Origin of the sequence: Nostoc parmelioides FACHB-3921, assembly GCF_014696625.1 — a bacterium.
GTDB lineage: Bacteria > Cyanobacteriota > Cyanobacteriia > Cyanobacteriales > Nostocaceae > Trichormus > Trichormus parmelioides.
Map to the genome: position 1 here is coordinate 1 of NZ_JACJQL010000024.1, position 16,333 is coordinate 16,333.

17 protein-coding genes and 1 tRNA gene are annotated in these 16,333 nt (G+C 40.4%); 7 read left to right on the plus strand and 11 right to left on the minus strand.

Features of this window, described 5'->3' with window-relative positions; genetic code table 11:
• Positions 1-387: 387 nt before the first annotated feature.
• The 4 genes from H6G14_RS16505 to H6G14_RS16520 form a co-directional block, all read right to left on the minus strand.
• The gene (locus tag H6G14_RS16505) at positions 388-912 is read right to left on the minus strand and encodes a DUF937 domain-containing protein (RefSeq protein WP_190568436.1); all 525 of its coding nucleotides are present in this window, start codon (positions 910-912) and stop codon (positions 388-390) included.
• 321 nt (positions 913-1,233) lie between these two features.
• Positions 1,234-1,524, minus strand: coding sequence for an Asp-tRNA(Asn)/Glu-tRNA(Gln) amidotransferase subunit GatC (gene gatC, locus H6G14_RS16510; protein ID WP_190568437.1), 291 nt, complete (start codon positions 1,522-1,524; stop codon positions 1,234-1,236).
• Positions 1,525-1,572: 48 nt separating this feature from the next.
• The gene (locus H6G14_RS16515; protein ID WP_190568438.1) at positions 1,573-2,094 is read right to left on the minus strand and encodes a photosystem I assembly protein Ycf3; all 522 of its coding nucleotides are present in this window, start codon (positions 2,092-2,094) and stop codon (positions 1,573-1,575) included.
• A gap of 70 nt (positions 2,095-2,164) precedes the next feature.
• Complete coding sequence (locus H6G14_RS16520; protein ID WP_190568439.1) at positions 2,165-2,866, minus strand: SOS response-associated peptidase; 702 nt, start codon at positions 2,864-2,866, stop codon at positions 2,165-2,167.
• Positions 2,867-3,068: 202 nt separating this feature from the next.
• Here H6G14_RS16520 and H6G14_RS16525 point away from each other — a divergent pair, with 202 nt between their 5' ends.
• On the plus strand, positions 3,069-3,701 hold the full coding sequence (locus H6G14_RS16525; RefSeq protein WP_190568440.1) for a glutathione S-transferase family protein: 633 nt from the start codon (positions 3,069-3,071) through the stop codon (positions 3,699-3,701).
• A 257-nt stretch (positions 3,702-3,958) separates the two neighbouring features.
• Here H6G14_RS16525 and H6G14_RS16530 read toward each other — a convergent pair whose 3' ends face one another.
• The 3 genes from H6G14_RS16530 to H6G14_RS16540 form a co-directional block, all read right to left on the minus strand.
• A complete protein-coding gene (locus tag H6G14_RS16530) occupies positions 3,959-4,186 on the minus strand; it encodes a DUF167 domain-containing protein (RefSeq protein WP_190568441.1) in 228 nt (75 codons plus the stop codon).
• Positions 4,187-4,419: 233 nt separating this feature from the next.
• Entirely contained in the window at positions 4,420-4,980 is a 561-nt protein-coding gene (locus tag H6G14_RS16535; protein ID WP_190568442.1) for a DUF2231 domain-containing protein, read from the minus strand.
• A 10-nt stretch (positions 4,981-4,990) separates the two neighbouring features.
• Positions 4,991-5,737, minus strand: a complete 747-nt coding sequence (locus tag H6G14_RS16540) for an LmeA family phospholipid-binding protein (protein WP_190568443.1) — start codon at positions 5,735-5,737, stop codon at positions 4,991-4,993.
• A 259-nt stretch (positions 5,738-5,996) separates the two neighbouring features.
• Here H6G14_RS16540 and H6G14_RS16545 point away from each other — a divergent pair, with 259 nt between their 5' ends.
• The 6 genes from H6G14_RS16545 to H6G14_RS16570 all read left to right on the plus strand — a co-directional run bounded on the left by H6G14_RS16545 (position 5,997) and on the right by H6G14_RS16570 (position 10,813).
• Positions 5,997-7,052, plus strand: a complete 1,056-nt coding sequence (locus H6G14_RS16545) for a hemerythrin domain-containing protein (RefSeq protein WP_190568444.1) — start codon at positions 5,997-5,999, stop codon at positions 7,050-7,052.
• A 252-nt stretch (positions 7,053-7,304) separates the two neighbouring features.
• Positions 7,305-7,910 carry a Uma2 family endonuclease gene (locus H6G14_RS16550; RefSeq protein WP_190568445.1) on the plus strand — a complete coding sequence of 202 codons (606 nt, stop codon included), beginning with the start codon at positions 7,305-7,307 and terminating at the stop codon, positions 7,908-7,910.
• A 119-nt stretch (positions 7,911-8,029) separates the two neighbouring features.
• On the plus strand, positions 8,030-8,716 hold the full coding sequence (bchM, locus tag H6G14_RS16555) for a magnesium protoporphyrin IX methyltransferase (protein WP_190568446.1): 687 nt from the start codon (positions 8,030-8,032) through the stop codon (positions 8,714-8,716).
• A gap of 131 nt (positions 8,717-8,847) precedes the next feature.
• Complete coding sequence (locus H6G14_RS16560; RefSeq protein ID WP_190568447.1) at positions 8,848-9,774, plus strand: nucleoside hydrolase; 927 nt, start codon at positions 8,848-8,850, stop codon at positions 9,772-9,774.
• Between the two features lie 158 nt (positions 9,775-9,932).
• Positions 9,933-10,421, plus strand: coding sequence for a hypothetical protein (locus H6G14_RS16565; RefSeq protein ID WP_190568448.1), 489 nt, complete (start codon positions 9,933-9,935; stop codon positions 10,419-10,421).
• Positions 10,422-10,432: 11 nt separating this feature from the next.
• The gene (locus H6G14_RS16570; protein WP_190568449.1) at positions 10,433-10,813 is read left to right on the plus strand and encodes a DUF423 domain-containing protein; all 381 of its coding nucleotides are present in this window, start codon (positions 10,433-10,435) and stop codon (positions 10,811-10,813) included.
• A 133-nt stretch (positions 10,814-10,946) separates the two neighbouring features.
• On the opposite strand, the gene gltX is transcribed toward H6G14_RS16570, so the two are convergent.
• The 4 genes from gltX to H6G14_RS16590 form a co-directional block, all read right to left on the minus strand.
• Positions 10,947-12,389 carry a glutamate--tRNA ligase gene (gltX, locus tag H6G14_RS16575; protein WP_190568450.1) on the minus strand — a complete coding sequence of 481 codons (1,443 nt, stop codon included), beginning with the start codon at positions 12,387-12,389 and terminating at the stop codon, positions 10,947-10,949.
• Positions 12,390-12,551: 162 nt separating this feature from the next.
• Positions 12,552-12,625: transfer RNA gene (locus tag H6G14_RS16580), tRNA-Asp, on the minus strand.
• Positions 12,626-12,853: 228 nt separating this feature from the next.
• Positions 12,854-14,380, minus strand: a complete 1,527-nt coding sequence (locus tag H6G14_RS16585; RefSeq protein ID WP_190568451.1) for a protein kinase domain-containing protein — start codon at positions 14,378-14,380, stop codon at positions 12,854-12,856.
• Positions 14,381-14,435: 55 nt separating this feature from the next.
• Positions 14,436-16,040, minus strand: coding sequence for a serine/threonine protein kinase (locus tag H6G14_RS16590; protein WP_190568452.1), 1,605 nt, complete (start codon positions 16,038-16,040; stop codon positions 14,436-14,438).
• Between the last annotated feature and the right edge of the window lie 293 nt (positions 16,041-16,333).

The window sequence follows — 16,333 nt, forward strand, 5'->3', positions numbered from 1 at the left end:
GCTATAAGCTTTAGCTGGCAAACGTTTTCTCTGCTTTCTGCTTCATTATTTACTTCTCTCTAGGCTGATTTTTCTTTTTTTCTACGATTACTGAATCGGTGTTCTAGGTATTTTTCCAATACTTTTCGGTTAAGCCCTAATCCTTTCAAAAATGGAGCAGGTTACACGCCTGAAACCATCATAACTTCGTGAGTGAAAGTCACTCTCAATTCCTTAACCGAGAGGTATTGGGTATTTTTCAACTCTCATGAATCAAAAATTAGGTAGAGGGTAGAGAAAATTGTTGTATCTTTCTACCCCAAACACTTTAACAATTATCCATACATAAAGATGAACCAGGCTTATAGCTATTAGCCTTTACCTATTACAAATCACCACTGATGTTACCTATCTACCAACATATTGACTCATTAACTGCATAGCATCAGCAATATCTACATCACCATCTCTATCTGCATCCAAGAAAGAATTTAAAACAGAATTTCCAGATCCTTGAGGATTTTGAGTGTTAGCGCCGGATTGCAAAAAATTCAATACTAAAGGTACGATGACTGGCAATAGTTGCTGAATTGTACCAGCATCTAAACCTGTGTGCTGGGATGCTACTTGTGCTACCTGCTGTTGTATATTAGGAGAAAATAGAGAATTAACTGCCTGAGGATTAGAAGAGGTGCCGGCATATTCATTAACTAATGCTTGGGTTGCTTCATTACCTTCTGTGGCTTGCTTTTGTTGTAAAGCAGAACGTACATAGTTACCTACTACACCTACGACAGATTGCATTGTCGAAGGATTTGTGCCAGTTTGATTACTTAGTTGATTGACAGTGTTAATGATGTTTCCCAGTTGACCTAAACTGCCTTGTTGATTGGGATTGCTAACAGCGCCGAGAATTTGGTCAAATAGCCCCATAATTGTTTTTCTCCCTTGTTTTTCATACTATAAAGGCAAAAGTGTTGTTGTCATTATGAATAAATTAACTCTGCAATACTAGAAACTTAAGGATGAAAAGTTTGTAATTATTTTGGTGAGCAAGATTAGGAATTATTTCGCAGAAATTAAGTAAATTGGGAATCTCCCGAACTTGCAGCCAATAAGTCTGAAATTTCCAGATTATTACCTTGTAGTTTGAGAGTTCCCAAAAAGTGAATTACTACTACTGCTAGTAAGCAAAATAACCCTTACTAGATACGCTGACTTCTAACTAAAGTAAGAACTTTTTTTAACTGTGGATTACTCGACGTTGAGAATTTTTGGTACTTTAAAAAATTCCCCTTCTTGTTCAGGCGCACTGCTGAGGATAGCTTCTCTGTCAGCATAGGGTTGCAGGTTATCTTCTCTGGTGATGTTGCTAACATCAATTGCCCGCGCTGTAGGAGGTACATGACTCACATCCAGTTCGTTGAGTTGCTCGATGTAATCTAAAATACTTCCTAGTTGAGTGGTAAATTGCTCTTCTTCTTCGGGAGTCAATTCTAAACGGGCAAGTAGGGCTACTTTGCGGACTTGTTCGCGGTCAATCATGTTTTATCAGTGGTCAGTGGTCAGTGGTCAAGAACTAATGACTAACGACTAAAAGAATACGTCTATTTGCATCCGTCCAGTAGTCTTGAGCCAGTTTTGGGCTTCTATATAGTTATTGGGAGCCATGCGAATGGCACGAATCCAGTAGTCTGCGGCTTGGTCAAATAACGCTTCACCACCGTCATGGTCTCCGGATTCTTTGGCTTTTTCGCCTTTGTAATGGTAAATTACGGCGATGTTGTTCAAGGCTTGGGGTAGGCGGGGATTAAGTTCGATCGCCTGATGATATAGTTCTAGAGCTTTATCATGGTCGCCGTTGCTGGCATAAATTAGCCCCATGTTGTAGAGAATATAACCGCGATCGTTGGTGTCTTCTTCTAGTGTCAGGGCTTCTTCGTAATATTCTAGTGCTTCGGCATATTCACCTTCTGCTTGGGCTGACATCCCATCTCGGTAATAAACAAAGGCTTCTTTAGCTTTTTTATTGGTTGGCAGTATCTTGAGAATAATATCCGCCATCACAGTAAAGGATTTGTCAACAAAGTTATCGTTTTTTTGTGTTCTTGGCATATTTTTTTCTATGGTTGTACCGCTATGTGGGGGACTTATGTCTGTGCTTCCCCTGATCCCGTACCTAAAGCTAATTTAACTGATTTAGGGAGCTATTCTGCTCTGGGATGGGGATAATACATTCTGGGTTGTTGTGTTTTGGGCTATTGACTAAGGTACTAACTGGGTGGGCGGTCATTTGTGAGGCTGGATAAGGGGATAATAAGTGTTGTAATGCTTGGGGCTTTTGCTCTTGGGGATCTAACCACAAATCGTAATCTTGGGGAGCGAGGATGACTGGCATTCGGTCATGAATTGGTTGCAGCAGTTCGTTGGCTGCTGTTGTGACGATTGTACAAGAGGTAATTTCTTCACCAGCAGGTGTTCGCCATTTCTCCCATAATCCTGCAAAGCCAAAGGGTTGACTGTGTTGCAGGCGGAAATAAAAGGGTTGTTTTTTACCTTGCTGTTTTTGCCATTCAAAAAAACCATCAGCTACTACTAAACAGCGTCGCTGCTTGAATGCTGAACGAAAAGAGGGTTTTTCGGCAAGAGTTTCGGCTCTGGCGTTGATTAGCTTCGAGGCGATCGCTGGATCTTTAGCCCATGACGGTATCAAACCCCAGCGTAACCGTTGAAATTCACGTTTATTACTTTCAGGGTTATGTAGAACTGTCACCACCGTTTGCGTAGGTGCAATGTTATATTGAGCTTCCAAATCCAGAAGTGGCTGGATATGAAAAAACTCAGCTAATGCTTCTGGTGACTGGTTTAAAGTAAATCTTCCACACATATTGTTATTTTATCTCGTTGCATCAAATCAAACATTTAAATTCAGAATTAATTAATACTATTATTTTTATTTTTTCAGATAATTAATAACTAAATATGTGAAAATTATAAATCTGAGAATCATCCTGTTCTTTGAAAATAATTTTGTAAGATATTGTATTTTAGACCTAATTTTGCCATATATTCTGCATTCTAATTTCTACATGGAAAACTTACATCTGTACGATTTTTTACCCTCAGGCAACGGCTATAAAGTTCGTCTTCTATTAACACAAATGGGCATACCATTTGAACGAACAGAAGTGAATATTTTAAAGGGAGAGAGTCGCACACCAGAATTTTTAAGTAAAAACCCTAACGGGAGAATACCTGTTTTAGAAGTTGCACCAGGGAAGTATTTAGCAGAATCAAATGCTATCTTGCTTTACTTGAGCGAATATACAGAATTTTTACCTTACGATCGCTATTTAAAAGCCCAGGTAATGCAGTGGTTATTTTTTGAACAATATAGCCATGAACCATATATTGCTACATCTCGTTTTTGGGTTTCTATTTTAGGTAAAGCGTCAGAATATCGTACAGCTTTAGAAGAAAAACGTGAACCTGGTTATGCAGCTCTCAAGGTGATGGAAAATCATTTGCAATACCATAATTTTTTCGTAGATGAGCGTTACACAATTGCTGATATTGCCTTATTTGCTTATACCCATGTTGCGGATGAAGGTGGTTTTGATTTAACGCAATTTCCTGCTATTCAAGCTTGGATAGACAGAGTCAAAGCCCAGTCTGGATATATTAGTATTACTCATGAACCACAATTATGTTACGATTATTAACTAGCTAAAGTAATTCGTAATTAAGAACACTCGATGTATTTTGGATTGTTGAGTTAGTATTCGTTATCTTATTGGGCAAAATCGATACTAACTCATAACTAAATTATATCTATCTTTTATCGTAAATAAAAGGGTTTAAGACCCCTATGTCTATACGTAGTATCATTTTCAGGTGGGGTTTAAATCCCCGTCTAAAAATGTCTTTAATTTTGAATTTTGAATTTTGAATTTTGAATTGTTAACTAGACCTATTTACATTATATATCTGTGTCAATCTCAATCAGTTTTTGTCTGGAAGATAAACCAGATTTAATTGTGATGTGAGATTTCGGCACGTCGAATTTTTCAGCTAGAAGCTTGATTAACTCTTCATTAGCTTTACCATCTACTGGTGGAGATTTTAAGTGTACAGTTAGGCTCCCATCATCTTGCTCGGCAATTTTTTGTTGTTTGGAATTAGGTTTAACCTTAACCTTTTTTTGCATTATCTATGTTCTTTAGTACCAATTGTGTCAGTTGTTTTGGATCTAGTTTAATACCCCATCCTAAGAGTGGGTGTTTTTTAGGTGTCTTCTTGAAAAGTTCTTCATTTTAGGCAGAACCCAAGACGCACTTTTCGCTTTGCTACTGACTATTAACTACTTACCACTGACAAAACTCCACCCATAAAGGGATGGAGTTTTTATTTTGAATTTTGAATTTTGAATTTTGAATTGATTTACGGGTATCTTCTGCTACCTGCACCAACTACGCCAATTTTGTGGCGATAGGAGAGTTCTGCACCAAACCAGCCGGAAATGCTGGTTAAAGTACCCACAATTAGGGAAATTAGCAAGCCCCAAGGAAGGATTCTGGCTTCAGCGTCGCCTATGCGGAGGAGGAAATTTACTAGTGATAGAACCAGAAGAGAGACATTGAGGATGAGATGCGCCCAACCTGCATTACGTTTGCGGACACGTTCAATTTTCAAGAAGTCACTTAAACCTATAGCGGCGGCGATCGCACCTCCACCTAATCCCAGTCCAATTAACCAAAATGAAGCCCTCGCCCAGAAGTAATCGCGGGTTAACCAGTAGCCGAAATCGCTACCCAGGGCTGCTGCTAGGAAAGCTATGGGGAAAATTACACTGAGGGGATGTAGGGGGTGTCCGGCGATCGCTACTGTGCTGGGGACACCTGTATCACGATATTCGCGATCGTCAGTTTCAATCACTGGGGGAATATTCGGAAATGGTGAAGAAGCGGAGGAAGCAGAGGAAGTTGTTTCTGTTGTTTCCATAGTAAGTATCCTAGTTTTCATCTGTGGGTATTTGTTCTACATAAGCTTCTGCTTGCAGGGTGAGTTTGCCTGTTTCTGCTGCTAATTGCTGCACTCGCAAGCTCATTCCTTCTAAATCGAAGTTGCTTAAGTTTAAAATCTCGCTCGTTTGTGCTACTAAAGCTTGTGTCAATTCTGGTGATATTTCTTCACTGTTACCATAAGTGACATTCTCCAGCGTTACTGTTGTGCCATTAGCACTAATATGGGGTTCGGCTGTAAAAGCAACTTGGTGCGGTTCGCTGTTTTCTTCTAACAATATGCTGGCATTTATTGAAACTTTTCCCTCACCGGGTAGGCGAAAGTCTATTTGTTGAGGTGTGACTGTTTTTAGCTGCCCATTAATATGGATTTTTTGGCTTTGAATTTTGGAGATAATAAACTCAGAATTGAAGGCGCGGTTAATATCTGCTTCTGTTAAAACAACACGCGCACTACCAACTGTAGGTTTAGTAAGTTCAATCTTACCGAATGCGGCACTTAAAGGATTAATAGCAACACTATTGACCTGCATTTTCATTTCCTCCACGCGGAGGTCTTTCTGCATAACCAAACCTTCACCATTAATCTCGACTGCATCCACTTGTCCTTGGACTAGTTTCAGTGGATCAGTTTTGATACTCACATCTAAGTTATCTACGTCATCTAATTGGCTAGACAACCCAATTTCTACCGCTTTATTCAGTGCTTGTTCTCCTAGTCCGGGGGAATCCGGCATTATTATTTAATCTCCTAAAATTTAAATATCCTTGAGTCAATTTAGACAACTTAAATATAATTTTTATCTATCTAAAGATGGAGTAAATGTTGAATTTTTGTCTGCCTGAAAGTAGAACTGTATTTCTCTGTAAAAAAATATTTATTTTCTATCCTGAGTTACTTAGTTAATCGTTCAAAAGAAGGAGGAAAGTCTACAAAGAACTATGTCACTCTGAGAGAAGTTAAGAATCCGACTAATTTCTTGAGGAGAACTTAGAATGGTATCAACTTTAGATGATGCAAAGCGTAATGCTATCGGCGTAAAATTAGCAGATGCCAAATTACTTCAACAGTTGCTCATTGAAAATGAGGAAAGATTTTTAAGAGAATCAACTGATAATGAAATATCTAATCGCATTCGTGATTTCCTCGAAGATGACCGGAAAAACTTGGGCATTATAGAGACTGTCATTGTTCAATATGGTGTACAGCAAGAACCAGGACAAATAGTCCGCGAAATGGTTGACCAAATTCGCCAGCTGATGCAGGGTTCCGAGCTAAGTTTCTTTGAAAAAGTCGCTCAGCATGAGTTGCTGAAACACAAACAAGTAATGAGTGGTTTGCTGGTTCACAAAGCAGCCCAAAAAGTAGGCGCTGATGTGCTAGCAGCTATTGGCCCCTTAAACACAGTTAACTTTGAGAACCGCGCTCACCAAGAACAACTCAAAGGTATTTTAGAAATTTTGGGTGTTCGTGAACTCACCGGACAAGATGCAGACCAAGGTATTTGGGGACGAGTTCAAGATGCGATCGCTGCATTTAGTGGTGCAGTTGGTAGCGCAGTTACCCAAGGTTCTGATAAGCAAGATATGAATATTCAAGATGTGATCCGTATGGATCACAATAAGGTAAATATTTTGTTTACTGAACTACAACAAAGCAACGATCCTCACAAAATCCAAGAGTACTTTGGTCAAATCTACAAGGATTTAACTGCTCACGCTGAAGCGGAAGAAGAAGTCCTCTATCCCAGAGTCCGTTCTTTCTACGGTGAAGGTGACACCCAAGAACTGTATGACGAACAAGCCGAAATGAAGCGCTTGTTAGACCAAATCAAGGCTATCAGCCCCTCTGCTCCTGAATTCAAAGATAGAGTTAGACAGTTGGCTGATATTGTGATGGATCACGTCCGCCAAGAAGAAAGCACCTTGTTTGCCGCTATTCGCAACAACCTCAGCTCTGAACAAACTGAGCAATGGGCTACCGAATTTAAAGCTGCTAAGAGCAAAATTCAACAAAGATTAGGTGGTCAAGCTACCGGTGCAGGTGTTTAGAACTTAGCAATTTTCATTTTTGTTGCCCGTTCATTCCTTGTTTTATGGAGTGGGCGGGCTGTTTTGATGATTGATTATAATACCAACTCAATTAATGATTGCAACACATCATTGGGTAAAGACGCGATAAATTGCGGGGTGAAGAAGAAGACGCGATTCATCGCGTCTCTACAGATGGTTTATTTGTCGCATTCTTTTTTCAAATTGGTATAACTTATAATTAATAGGACTTGGTCTCAGGAGATTGACATCATGACACACATCTCCCCAAAAACCCTGACTTGTGAAGATTTTATCTGTCAATACCGAGACAATCCCCGTTATGAATTAGCAGATGGAGAATTAATTGATATGGAACCCACTGGCCCCCACGAAACGGTGAGTGGCAAGTTGGCAACCCAAATTGGGATTTACCTCGTCTCAGAACAACTCCCCTGGTTTATTCCTCGTACTTGTTTAATTTATCCCTTTGCAGATACAGCTACAGCTCGTCGTCCTGATATTGTAGTCCTCGATGAAACTGTTCTCGACCGTGAACCCCTTTGGACAAGGGAACTTGTAATTACAACGGGACGCTCAATTAAACTGGTGGTGGAAGTGGTCAGTACTAACTGGGAAACCGACTACGCTCGGAAGGTTGAGGAATATGCTCTGTTAGGAATTCCTGAATATTGGATTGTTGATTATCGAGGGTTGGGAGGTGTGACATTTATTGGTAAACCTAAACAACCTACGTTTACTGTTTGTCAACTGGTTGAAGATACTTATACTCAGCAACAATACCGACTAAATCAAACAATTAACTCACCGCTTTTCCCTGGACTGCAACTTCGTTTAGATGACGTTTTGCCTCGTTAAATGTAATTTTTCAAGTGCTATTCTCGTCAACATTGCAAAAAATCTGTGAAAGCGATCGCTCTTGGCGGTTCCTATGAATGATAATTTTAAGCATTGGGAACCCTTAACAATCGAAGTTTATGAACGCAGCCGACGATAAAACCATTGTTCGTGAGTATTTCAATTCCACGGGGTTTGACCGATGGAAACGCATTTATGGCGATGGCGAAGTCAACAAAGTCCAACTCGACATCCGCAACGGTCATCAGCAAACGGTGGATAGTGTCATCGGCTGGCTAAAAAATGATGGCAATTTAGCAGAGTTATCAATTTGTGACGCTGGCTGTGGCGTGGGTAGTCTCAGCATTCCCCTAGCGACAGAGGGCGCTAAAATCTACGCCAGTGACATTTCCGAGAAAATGGTGGAAGAAGGCAAGCAACGAGCCTTAGAAACCTTGGGAAATGCCGAAAATCCTACCTTTGCTGTGCAGGATTTGGAATCCTTGAGTGGTAGTTATCACACTGTTATTTGCTTGGATGTACTAATTCACTACCCCCAAGAAAAAGCTGATGAAATGATTTCTCACCTCTGTTCTTTGGCACAGTCTAGAATCATTCTCAGTTTTGCACCCAAAACCTGCGCCTTGACTTTACTCAAGAAAATTGGCAGTTTCTTTCCTGGCCCCAGCAAAACCACCCGCGCCTATCTACACCGTGAAGCCGATGTCATCAAAATTTTAGAAAGCAACGGCTTTGCTATTCAAAGAAAAGAGTTTACTAAAACTCGCTTCTACTTCTCCCGCATATTAGAAGCAACACGCCCTTGAAGTAGAGATTGGGGGGCAGGGGGGCAGGGGAGGCAGGGGAGGCAGGGGGAGAAATGACTGTAAGATTTTCGTCCAGTCTCCAGTCTCCAGTCTCCAGTCTCCAGTCCCCAATCCCCAATTCCCAACTCCCAATGCGTAAATTTATCATCGATACAGATACCGCCTCAGATGATGCTGTCGCGCTGATTATGGCGCATCACTGGCCGGATGTGGAAATTGTGGCGGTGACAATTGTTAATGGTAACGTTGCCGTTGGGCAGGGGGTGAAGAACGCTTTATACACAATCGAAGTATGCAACGCTTCCACTCCTGTATATGTCGGCTGTGCCAAGCCAATGCTACGGGAATCTCGTTATGCTGATTGGTTTCACGGCAAAGATGGTATGGGTAATATGTACTACCCAGAAGCAAAAAGCAAGCCTGAATCAGCACACGCCACTGATGCAATTATTGACATTATCAAACAATACCCTGGTGAAATTACCCTGGTGACGCTGGGGCCGTTGACAAATATTGCTACTGCACTACTCAAAGCACCGGAGATTGCCCAACTAGTGCAGCGTTGCGTAATCATGGGTGGTGCAGCGAATACAGTGGGCAATGTCACGCCTGCGGCCGAATACAACATTTGGGTAGACCCGGAAGCCGCTAAGATTGTCTTTCATAGTGGAATGCCGATGGAGATGGTCGGTTGGGAGTTGAGCCGTCACGATGCGGCGTTAACTTTTGCAGAAGTAGAAACCGTGATGAATTTCGGTACAGAAAGGGCGCGTTTGGCGATGGAGTGTAACAAGACAGCCTTGGATGTTGCCATGAAAAGGCAAGGTGCTGTGGGTCTCACCTTAGCTGATCCTGTGGCGATCGCAGTTGCTCTTGATCCAGATATTGTTACACGTCAAGGAAAATACTTCGTAGATGTGGAAATTACGAGCGAACTAACTAGGGGTGCTACAGTCGTTGATGAGTTAGAAGTGCTAAATAAAAATCCAAATATGAATGTCATTTGGTCAATAAATGTGATGCGATGGAAGGAAATTTTGTATTTTTGTTTACACTAGTCTGAATTGGAGTAGGGAAAGATTACACTAACTCCCTTTAATTTTGTAGCGCTTGCACTTCCCGTAGGATATTTTGAATTTTGAATTTTGAATTGTTACTGGAACCTTTGGCAAAGTGAGGTTAAAATCACAAGCAAGGCGTAAATCTGGAGTGGAACATGAAGACTGCTGAAAAGTTAGCTACAGGTTGGCTATTAACACTCGGATTCATGTTTTTGACGGTATCTGTCTCTGCGATAATTCAAAGAAATACGATGCTCAAGCCCATTGCCACGGGCGAAAATGAGGAGTTAGTACAGGAGTATGTGAACAGGGATGCTCTTAATGCCTTGGATAATACTGCTACCCAAGGTGTAATTTTCGGCGTACCCACGATGATTTTGGGGGTATGGTTGGGTTTGGGAATGTATTTAGAAAACAAAAACTCCAAAAAGGCTCTTCAACAACAATTAAGCGATCGCCTACAATCTGTTTTTTATCAGATGATTCAAGAAAATCAAGGGCGAATCACAGTTTTAGGTTTTGCGATGCAGTCACAACTACCTGCAACCGTTGCTAGAGAATATTTAGACTATAAAGCTAAAGAATTCAACGCTAATTTTAAGGTCAATGAGGAAGGCTCGGTATCATATCATTTTGATGTCTAATTCCCCATCTAATGACGCAGATTTTTGTTAGCATAGCTGCCATTTTAGGCGGTTTGTCCGTTGCCGCCGGGGCTTTCGCTTCCCATGCCCTGCGGGAAAGAATTAGTGAGCGATCGCTGGAAATCTTCGACACTGGCGCTCGCTACCAAATGTATCATGCTCTCGCACTTTTGTTAGTCGCTCTCCTCATCAGTCGTACACCAACCCCACCAACTACCTTGTTAGCTAGTGGGTGGTTATTCATCATCGGTATAGCAATTTTTTCTGGTAGCTTGTATGCCCTGAGTTTAACTGGAATTAAAATCTTAGGGGCAATCACTCCCCTGGGCGGTGTCGCCTTTTTGCTTGGCTGGGGCGCGTTAGCTGTTGCTGCTTTTAGTATCAAGTTTTAACTCTCAGTCCTGAGTAATTCATCTCTTGCACCACTATCTCTGTAGCGAAAATCATAGCCTAAAAAGCTGATTATTTCGTAGGGTGGGCAATGCCCACCACATGACAAATCTACTGATTGCAAACCCTACAGTTCTAACTAACTGCGATCGCCTGACTCAAGCGTGGCTTATCCAAACCAATCTGATTCAGGAGTAACCAAGATTGAATTAAGTCTGGGCCATGCACATCTCCGGTGAGGGCGACTCTGAGCGATCGCATGACTAGACCTTTCTTCACGTTTTGGGCTTTCACCACCTGTTTAATTATGTCTTGGGCAGACGTTTCTGTGAGTTGGGCTTGAGCCTCCAAGGCGGCGATAATTGCCTCAAGCACGGCTTTAGAACCTTCTTGCTGCAATTGTTTGCTACCTTCTTCGCTCAATTCCACTGTTTCACTGAAAAACAGTTTACTCATATCCACTGCATCGGTTAACCTGGTCAAGCTGGCGCTGAGTAAACCCACCAACTGTTCTAACCAAGGGCGATCACGTCCCCCAGCCAACGAATATCCAGCCGCTTCCCAATAGGGAATGAGTAAATCAGTCAACTGATCAACTGGGGTGTTGTGAATATATTGACTGTTCAACCAATCTAGTTTCGCCCAGTCAAATTTTGCCCCGGCTTTATTCACCCGCTCAAAAGTAAATTCTTTGGCGGCTGCTTCTAAGGTAAATATTTCTTGGGTAGAATCTGGTGGCGACCAACCAAGCAAGGTCATGTAGTTGACCAAACCTTCAGATGTGAAGCCCATTTGCTTAAAGTCAGAAATGGATGTCACCCCATCCCGCTTGGAGAGTTTCCGCCCTTCCATATTTAAAATCAGGGGAGTATGGGCAAATTCTGGGATTTTTGCCCCAAAGGCTTCGTATAGCAGAATTTGTTTGGCGGTATTGGCAATGTGGTCTTCTCCCCGGATGACATGACTGATTTGCATATCGATGTCATCAATCACTACGACGAAGTTATATAAGGGCTGACCAGCACCGTCTGCGGAAGCACGGGCTATGACCATATCACCGCCCAAATCACTACCTCGCCAAGACATTTTACCCCGTACTAAGTCATTCCAGATGATTTCTCGCTCATCATCGATTTTAAAGCGGATGACGAAACTGCGTCCTTGAGCTTTAAATTCGGCTTCTTGTTCTGGGGTAAGGTTGCGGTGACGGTTGTCGTAACGAGGGGCTTCACCTTTAGCTTTTTGCCCTTCTCTTAAGGCTTCTAGTTCTTCTGATGTGGTGTAGCAGCGATAGGCTAAACCTTGATCTAAAAGTTGTTTTACGGCTTTTTGATAAAGGTCGAGGCGTTGGGATTGGAAAAATGGCCCCTCATCCCAAGTCAACCCTAACCAACGCAATCCCGTCATGATATTTTCCGTATATTCGGGACGCGATCGCTCTAAATCTGTATCTTCAATTCGTAAAATAAATGTGCCGCCGTGGTGGCGGGCAAACAGCCAGTTAAATACGGCTGTTCTAGCTGTACCAATGTGTAAATTCCCTGTTGGGCTAGGGGCAATTCTGACTCTAACAGTCACAGTATTTCTCTCTCTCGCAAAGCATGAATAAATTTAGCTTAATACTTAAGCTTCTGAGTCCTGAGATAAATCTAGGAAGCACGGACTTTACAAAAACATTAATTACCCGCGTCCCATAGGTATACTACTCAGGACTCAGCTATCATTACTTACAAATTAGAACGGGACTGACGGGGCTCGAACCCGCAACTTCCGCCGTGACAGGGCGGTGCTCTAACCAATTGAACTACAGTCCCTTAATTGGCAACTTCCCTATTATGACGAACCTTCAAGGATTTGTCAACCTTATTTATGAAATTTCTTTTTTAGCTCGGACTTTAACTTCATCCCTTGGCTAATTTTTCCAGTTTGGTAGGGTGCGTCAGTATGAATAATTTCTGAGTATAGCTAGGTCATATCGCACTGACGCACCCTACATTTTGGATAATTTTTTATCTGGAAGTCCCTTAGCTCAAACTTTAACTTCATTCCTTGGCTAGTTGTTCCATCTGGCGTGTAGGTGACAAATTCTGAAGCATATGGGCTTGAATTTGTTTATACTGCTGCCTGAGCAGGTTTTTACTAGCCTGAGGTTGAGAAGTTGGTGGGAGTTTTTGGCTTTGTTCTACCCAAATTTTCAATTTTTGCCTTTGACTAGTTTCAATGTTACTGCTGAGGACTTGAATACATCTGTGGGGTGGTTCTAGGGTGAAGCAAATTAGGGGGTAACTTTCATTTTCAACTAAGGATAGTACTAATGTGCGATTGAGGGGATGTTGCATATCTAGGTAGCAAGGTAGCCACTTTGGTTCTTGTTCTTGGTTGTAGAGTAGTGTCACCCACAAAAGCATGGGGTGGGGTGATGTAACAAAGATAAAACGGTTATAAATTTTAGAATTGGCACGCTGCTGAATTTCTTTTGTTGGTAACATCAGCCAGAGTGTGGATAATCTTTTTTGGTGTGTGTTTAATGGTAGAGGGAAAACAATCTCTTGTTTGGGTTTATCTTGCGGCCAAGTAAGTTCCTTGCATTGTTGTTCTAACGCCCTGATTACGTCAGAGGCTGATATGAATTTGGGATATGATGGAGGGCTTATATTTGTAGGTAATCCAGCACAGTCAGACTGTTCTAAGCCGTCAATAATTCGCAATATTTCTCCTACATTTTGTGGGCGATCGCTGGCTTTTTTTTCCAGACAAGCCATAATTAAATCGTTAAGTTGTTGTGGTATTTTTAATTGGGGTTTGACATCGGCGATCGCTCTTGGCTTCTCAAAGTTATGAGCTTTATACCAAGCACCAAATAAATCAGTTTCTGGTTGCCAAGGTTTTGCTCCTGTGAGCATTTCAAACATGATCACACCCAAGCTATATATATCAGATCGACCATCTAATTTTTCACCATCTAATTGTTCTGGTGAACAGTAGGGTAGAGTTCCATGAAATCCCCTATTCGTACTTAATGTAACTGCATGATTTAAAAATTTAGCAATACCAAAATCGAGGATTTTTACTAATTGCCCTAATATCGGATCGGGAATAACTAATATATTTACTGGCTTAATATCTCGGTGTACTAAAGGATAAACTTTACCCTCTATTTGAATACCTTGATGGGCGCACTGTAAGCCCAAACAAATCTGGCGGGTGAGATGGACAAACTGGTTTAAAGGTAAGGGAATTAAGTCTTTTAAACTTTTGCCGTTGAGGTATTCCATGACATAAAATGGTTTCCCTGTGTCACTGACACCATAATCATAAGCCCTGACGATATGCAGGCTTTTTTGGCTGAGGGCTGCACTCATGAGTGCTTCGCGGGCAAAGTCTTTTTGAATCTTAGGATCACATACAGTTTGAGTCAAAAATTTAATTGCAACTGGCGCTCCTCCTAATAGAATATCAGTTGCTAAGAAAACTTCACCCATGCCACCTATACCAATCAACTTTTGCAGTTGATAACGATTGGCAAGTAGTCCTGTATTGTGTGGAGATGTAAATGCACTTTGATTCACTTTGACAACCTCTCCTATGCCCGCTTTTGACAATTTAAAATGTCAAGTTTTGGTTTTATAGCTGATATTTAAAAATTTGTAAGACTTTATCTATTAGTTTTGTCAACCAACTCTTAATTTCCATTTGTTCTTGTGGTTTATTGACCGCTAAATTCTCCAATATTTCCAACTTGATTTTTTCATATTCTGTTTTTAATATTTTTCTGGCTTGTTCAGCAGAAACGAATTCATTAGATTTAATATTTTGTTTAAATGCTAGCCAATCTGCCAGTTGTTGACGTTGTTGAGCGGTGAGAGTTAAGGTGACCACTTGCGCGCAATTAGTTGGTTCTTCTATCGCAAAAAACAAGAGATGATAATATCCTGTGTCTGCTAAGGCTTTAACTATTTTTTGTCCTCTATTTTCTTGCAAATCAATAAAATAAGATAGCCATCTAATTAAAGATAGCTGAACATCATATAGTAATGTTACCCATAATATCATTGGATAAACATTCATTTTATTAATAAATTTAATACTATTATTCTTAGATAAGAACTGTGCTATTTCCTGCTTTGGCAACATTGCCCAAAAAGTTGGTATTAACCCTTGAGTTGTATGGAGAAGATGGGGAAAGCCAATCAGGTCTACTGGTTTATTTTTTGGCCAAGTTTTCTGTAAACATTCTTTTTCAGTAATAGAAGTTACGGGTACTAATTGAACTGTAGGTAGAGTTTCCCAGATATCATTACTAATAGAAGTAATACTCGTATTTTGCTGTTTAACTAGTTCTAATACTTGGATTATTTCCTGAACATTTTGTGGTCGATCGCCTACTTCTTTAGCCAAACAACACATAACTAAATCTTGTAATTCTTCAGGTATTTTTAATTGGTTATTTACTTCCATCAGTGTAGGTGGCACTTGAAATCTATGGGCTTGATACCAATTACCAAAAGAATTATTTTGTGTTTGAAATGGATGTTTAGCTGTTAGCATTTCAAACATTAGCACGCCTAAGCTATAAATATCAGAACGTACATCAAGTAGTTTACGTCCTTCCATGTGTTCTGGCGAGCAATAAGGTAAACTACCGATAAATGAATCGGTGAGTGTCATCCCACTGCGTTCTGTTAAAAACTTAGCAATGCCAAAGTCAAGAATTTTTACATTCTCATTTTGTTTATTATTTTCCGTAATAAATATATTTTCTGGTTTAATATCCCTATGTACAATTGGATATGTCTCACCCTTGAGAATAATGCCTTGGTGCGCGCATTTGAGACCCACACAAATTTGATAACAAATATCTAAAAATTCTTCTATTGTTAACGGTTTAAGTTTTAATATTTGTTTTAAGTTTTTTCCTTGGAGATACTCCATTACATAAAAAGGAGTTTTCTCATCGGTTACACCATAACTTAAAACACGAACGATATTTTTACTTTTACGTCCTAATTGTGCGCCAATAAAAATTTCCCTAGCAAAACGTTGAGATATATGTTGATTAACTAAATTCAACATGAGAATTTTCAATGCAACTTTCTTTCCGCCTTTAGCTGCATCTTCTGCTAAATAAACTCGCCCCATTCCCCCTTTGCCAATAAAATCTACGATTAAATAACGATTATTTAAGAATTTTCCAATATAAATATCTGGTTCTGTTTTTGGGTTTACCATAACTGGTAACTTGAGGTTATCTAGTAACTACTTTATTGAATGAAAACTTAACTTTAACTTGGGTCAATTTTAAAATTTTATAGATGTATCTATATCCGCTAAAAATTAGTGCTTTCTTTATTGAAAATTTTGCAAAATTTTATGGAAAATTTCCTAAATATTATGTTACATAATAACTCAGCAAAAGAAATGAGGAAATCCACTTAATCCCTGATTTTTATGAATTAATTTCTCAAGAATGAACAGTAAATTTACTGACAACGGCTGATAGTAAGGTTTGTTTGGTTCGTTAT

Coding starts and splice junctions, on each gene's coding strand:
- H6G14_RS16505 (WP_190568436.1), bottom strand. CDS start 912: ATGGGGCTATTTGACCAAATTCTCGGCGCTGTTAGCAATCCCAATCAA.
- gatC (WP_190568437.1), bottom strand. CDS start 1,524: ATGATTGACCGCGAACAAGTCCGCAAAGTAGCCCTACTTGCCCGTTTA.
- H6G14_RS16515 (WP_190568438.1), bottom strand. CDS start 2,094: ATGCCAAGAACACAAAAAAACGATAACTTTGTTGACAAATCCTTTACT.
- H6G14_RS16520 (WP_190568439.1), bottom strand. CDS start 2,866: ATGTGTGGAAGATTTACTTTAAACCAGTCACCAGAAGCATTAGCTGAG.
- H6G14_RS16525 (WP_190568440.1), top strand. CDS start 3,069: ATGGAAAACTTACATCTGTACGATTTTTTACCCTCAGGCAACGGCTAT.
- H6G14_RS16530 (WP_190568441.1), bottom strand. CDS start 4,186: ATGCAAAAAAAGGTTAAGGTTAAACCTAATTCCAAACAACAAAAAATT.
- H6G14_RS16535 (WP_190568442.1), bottom strand. CDS start 4,980: ATGGAAACAACAGAAACAACTTCCTCTGCTTCCTCCGCTTCTTCACCA.
- H6G14_RS16540 (WP_190568443.1), bottom strand. CDS start 5,737: ATGCCGGATTCCCCCGGACTAGGAGAACAAGCACTGAATAAAGCGGTA.
- H6G14_RS16545 (WP_190568444.1), top strand. CDS start 5,997: ATGGTATCAACTTTAGATGATGCAAAGCGTAATGCTATCGGCGTAAAA.
- H6G14_RS16550 (WP_190568445.1), top strand. CDS start 7,305: ATGACACACATCTCCCCAAAAACCCTGACTTGTGAAGATTTTATCTGT.
- bchM (WP_190568446.1), top strand. CDS start 8,030: ATGAACGCAGCCGACGATAAAACCATTGTTCGTGAGTATTTCAATTCC.
- H6G14_RS16560 (WP_190568447.1), top strand. CDS start 8,848: ATGCGTAAATTTATCATCGATACAGATACCGCCTCAGATGATGCTGTC.
- H6G14_RS16565 (WP_190568448.1), top strand. CDS start 9,933: ATGAAGACTGCTGAAAAGTTAGCTACAGGTTGGCTATTAACACTCGGA.
- H6G14_RS16570 (WP_190568449.1), top strand. CDS start 10,433: ATGACGCAGATTTTTGTTAGCATAGCTGCCATTTTAGGCGGTTTGTCC.
- H6G14_RS16590 (WP_190568452.1), bottom strand. CDS start 16,040: ATGGTAAACCCAAAAACAGAACCAGATATTTATATTGGAAAATTCTTA.